Source organism: Actinospica acidithermotolerans (assembly GCF_018139625.1).
Taxonomy (GTDB): Bacteria; Actinomycetota; Actinomycetes; order Streptomycetales; family Catenulisporaceae; genus Actinospica; species Actinospica acidithermotolerans.
Map to the genome: position 1 here is coordinate 1 of NZ_JAGSOH010000227.1, position 4,275 is coordinate 4,275.

2 protein-coding genes are annotated in these 4,275 nt (G+C 59.2%); both read right to left on the minus strand.

The window, feature by feature from the left end:
• Positions 1 to 823: 823 nt before the first annotated feature.
• Complete coding sequence (locus KDK95_RS34040; protein ID WP_212522487.1) at positions 824 to 2,212, minus strand: phage major capsid protein; 1,389 nt, start codon at positions 2,210 to 2,212, stop codon at positions 824 to 826.
• Positions 2,213 to 2,215: 3 nt separating this feature from the next.
• Complete coding sequence (locus tag KDK95_RS34045; protein WP_212522488.1) at positions 2,216 to 2,491, minus strand: hypothetical protein; 276 nt, start codon at positions 2,489 to 2,491, stop codon at positions 2,216 to 2,218.
• Positions 2,492 to 4,275 lie beyond the last annotated feature (1,784 nt).

Here is a 4,275-nt window from a genome sequence, read left to right on the forward strand (position 1 = left end):
CTGGTACAACCCACGACGGCGTCACTCGACACTCGACATGCTCAGCCCCATACAGTATGAACAGATACACGCCAGCCTCGTGCAGACGTGACACACCGGAACCGTCCGGAAGACCGGGGCAAGCTCACACCGTGAGTGGCGGCCAAGTGCTGTTCCACGCTGAAGCTGATGAGCATTGCGCCGAGTAGCGCGAGGTACCTCGCTGAGTCAGCGATGGAGAGATTCACTTTCCGTTCCTTCCACGGACATTCTGCAAGTTTATGCGGATTTTGCGATGGAGTGGCGACCATCCGAACCATCCAAGATCAACTAAATCGGGGTCGGCATTTCGCGAAAATGTGCAAAGCCAGGGGCCGGGTCCCCTGGGATGATCTTCGCTGACAAATTGCAGTACCCCCCATAGCGCTTTGACCTGCATGTTTGTAGTCAACAGATTGTTGATACCCAAAGCCCACAACAAATACTCTGACCTGCACGTTTGCAGAGCAAGGCAGTGCCTTGACAAGCTCTCTTGTGTGCTAGTACATAGAGTATGCAGAGCTCTGCATATATACATAGCTAGCGCATAGGCTAGATGACCACGGCCAGCCGACCACGGCGCGAGTCAGCGAGCGGCCCAACGTTCTCGCTTACAGAGTAGTGCGCCGACCAGTCCGGCCGACTCTCGCCACGCACCGAGGCAAGCCAGCGCACTACAGGCCGAGAAAGCAGAGAGCGCCGACCAGCTAAGCCCGCGAGCCGCGCTGTCGCGAATCGTAAGGGCAAAGCAAGTCGGCGCTAGCTTGGCTTGTCTCGGCACCCACCGAGTCACATGACCCGTTGGTTAGTCGGCGAGGTTCAGACCCGTACCGTTGATCACGCTCATGGCAGCGGGGTAACGGGCAGGCTGGAACGCGGCATAGTTGTAGAGACGGACGTACACGCTCATGTTCTGTGCGTAGGTCTGCTGGAAAGCCTCAGCACGAATGTCGGACTCCCACAGGTAGTTCTCACTCATGCGCGCAACAAGGATCGCATCCTGATTGGTCCCAGCGCCCAGGTTGGTCGGAATCGTCGCGTCAGTGTAGATGCGCAGTCCGCCGATGGTTCCGACGTAACCCTGAGCGGCGGCGTCCATCTCATAGACACCGATCGAGTTCTGATTGTCGCCGTCGCGCGGCGGAATGATCGGACGGCCGAGGGTGTCAACCTGCTCAAGCATCCACGACCAACGGCGCGGGTGCATAATGATCGAGTCAGCCGGTAGGAAGATACCGGTCTGAACGAGCTGAGAGCCCTTGAGAATCGCGCTGTACAGCGAGCCGGAACCGGTAAGAGCCGTTCCGCTGAACGTCACGGCGTTAGTACCGCTGAGAGTCAGCAGACCAGTCAGATTGCCGCTCGCGCCCGATCCGCTGAGAATCTGGCCATTGAGCGTAACGGCGTACGCCTTGGCGAGATCCTGAAGCACGATCATGTCAATGTTGATCGGCGACTGTTCAACGAGCTGGAGAGAGACAGTCTGCCCACCCGCGATAGTGATGACCGGCGAGGCAACCGAGGTGGTGGTTATGTCGGTTTCCTGCACTCCGGTGTTCTGCGTAACCTGCGGAGCAACAGCGGTACCGGTCGCTACCTTCGGCAGGTTGATAGTGTCAGTACCAGCCGGTAGCGGGAATTTCTGGCACAGATTAGCGGTCGGCCGGCCGGGGCGCGCATACGAGATAAAGTCCTCTTCAAGCCACAGCGGAGGAACGAACTCGCCACCGGAACCATTGACGGTCGAAATACCGGCGCGAGCCTCTGCGTCGGAGCGCATCTTGGAGTTAGTCTCCAGCCGCTTACGAGCCTCACCCGTCGAATCGATGTCCTTTCGGGCCAGGTCGAGGAAATACGAGTGGCTACCGTTGTCGCGCCGGTAGACATCGCCCTTATTCGGGCCTGCGTACCAGCGGAAACCTAGCTGAGAAGCCTTGCTAGGCTGCTCAACGTCGCCGCCGACCTTGCGAATGAGGTTGTCAGTCATCTTGTGGGGTTCCTTCGGTGGATTCTCAGCGGCGCGAATCTGCTCGTTCAGCGCCAGGACTTCAGATTCGAGCGCATCGAATCGCGCAATATCCGCACTGGTCAGCGCTGTTCCGTTGCGCTTAGCGCGGTCTAGGATTGCCTGCATTTGGCCGAGTTTCGTGGCCTTGGCGGCGCGCATTGTGCGCATCTCAATTTCGGTGGTCATCGCCTAGCCGTTCCAATCGGCCATGCCGCGCACGCATTCGGCGTGCTGCCGGTCAGCGTCGAGAGATTCGCGGAGTAGTGGAATGTAGGTCCGGAGATGCCTCATCTCGGCCTCAAACTCGTCGAAGAGTTCGGCCTCGGCGTCGGACAGGTTGCGATTCTCGCTCCGCGCGCTATCTGTCATCTCGCGCATTGCGCTGCCCAGCGAATCGGCCCGCGCGATACACTCGGATAGTTCGCGTTCCTTGCGTCCGATGTGTCGTGCAAACTCAGGAATCATCGCTTGCGCCCCCTCGCATTACGGGTACCGGCGCGAGGAATGACGAGCTTGCGGATGGGCTGCGTCTTGGCCGGTCGAGTAGTCGGCGCGGGCGAGTTCCGGCGCACAGAGTCAGGGACCGAGTTAACGCGCCCCTCAAGGTCATAGTGACCATCGAGAATGCAACAACGGATGCACCGGGAAGCGCGGAGATCGGCATTGCCGGGCGCCGTGTAGAAGTCGTTCAGCGGGTACGCGACAGTGCACCGCTCACAGACCTTGGTATCGAGCATGATTTGTGATTTCTGCGCTGATCAGCGCTGATAATGGTTCGCGAGTGCGAACACGTTATTTAAGCCGCTTCGCGCGTTTCCAGCGGAGCGGTGTCGCGGTATCCCTCGACTAATGAGACAAGCATTCGACGCGCGTTGTAGAGCTCAGCGCGGTTGCGCGGCTCGCGCGGAACTACCGTGTTTTCGTCGAGAATGCGTAGCGCGCGGACACCAGCGCGGAAAAGTCAGGGTCAACGGCGCCACCGTTGTTGACGGCGCGTTCGTATTCAGTGTTGTACGCCACTGCGCGTTCCTTTCGCAGTGCGCCGGAATGCAGAGAGAGAGCCCAGCGCTCACGGACCACCGAGTCACATGACTAGGTGGGTCACTTCCGTGAGCGCCGAGCTCTCTCCGACTCAGACGCTATTCAGTTGTGTTTCTGCGCGCCGCTGGATAAGCAGCAACTTGGACGGCGCGAGGCTTTGGCCGGGTAGCCACGGCGATTACGCCACTGCGAGTAGCTACCCGGAATGACGCGGCTAGCGCGCCCGTTGACGACAGAAGGGGTGGCAATTCCCTTCCACTCTCTATCTAACGAGCGAAAGGTACGATTTTCGGCCAATTAAGCCGCTGACCTGCGGAAAACTTCATATCTCAGTATTTGGAATGCAGGTCAGCGCGCCTATGTTCCGAGCAACTTTCGCCGCCGCAGGGCTCGCCGCTGACACTTTGGGTCGTGATAACGCTTGCGGTGTCCGTCGTACACGATTTCCTCGCCGCATCCCTCACACTTGAGACAGTCGGAGCAGTATGGCGCAGCGTCGGCGGGTAGTGATCCGGCGCAGAGCCGACAGGACTTCACGGCGCTTGTCATGCGTTGGCCTTTCGTGTGGCCCGATAATGGGCAGTCTTACAGCGGTCAGAGCAGAACTTAGGCGGCCGTCCGCGCTCGTATTCGGGTGTCTCGTTCGCGCAACCCTCGCGGGCGCACGGCCAAACCATCTCGTCCTTAAGACGCTCCCAATCCGCTACGCGGCGTCTGTGCTCGTCTCGCAGGGTTCTACACGCGTCGCTAGGCGAGACGCACGCGGTCTGTCCGTGGTAGGTCGGCGTGAAGGGCTCTATGCAGTACTTGCAGAGCTTCACAGCGCGCGCTGTGGGTTCGGCACGAGCTTCGCGAAAGTGGCGAACCCGGCACCGGTCGGAGCAGTAGAGTTTGTCTGACCTCGCACGGCGGTCCTTGGGTGAGTCTGGGAGATTGTCCCCACACACTAGGCAGTCATTGCGTCGTTCGCTCACGGGTGTTCCTTAACTGTGGGATCGGTTCTCGGTCCCTAGATTTGCTTATGGTTTTCCTACAGTGTTTCTAGGAGTTGGAACATACACATCACTTAAAGAACAGAGCTCTAGTTGTACTGACCACAGAGGTTAGTGACACGGCTCACTGGCGGTGGATCTTGAAATGGGTGAGGGCCTTCTGGCTCGGTGTGTAGCGACCAAACTCGCACGCCGAAGACAGACAGGCCCTCAATG

Bases quoted from the DNA above. Each gene is read 5' to 3' on its own strand.
- KDK95_RS34040 (WP_212522487.1), bottom strand. From the start codon at position 2,212: ATGACCACCGAAATTGAGATGCGCACAATGCGCGCCGCCAAGGCCACG.
- KDK95_RS34045 (WP_212522488.1), bottom strand. From the start codon at position 2,491: ATGATTCCTGAGTTTGCACGACACATCGGACGCAAGGAACGCGAACTA.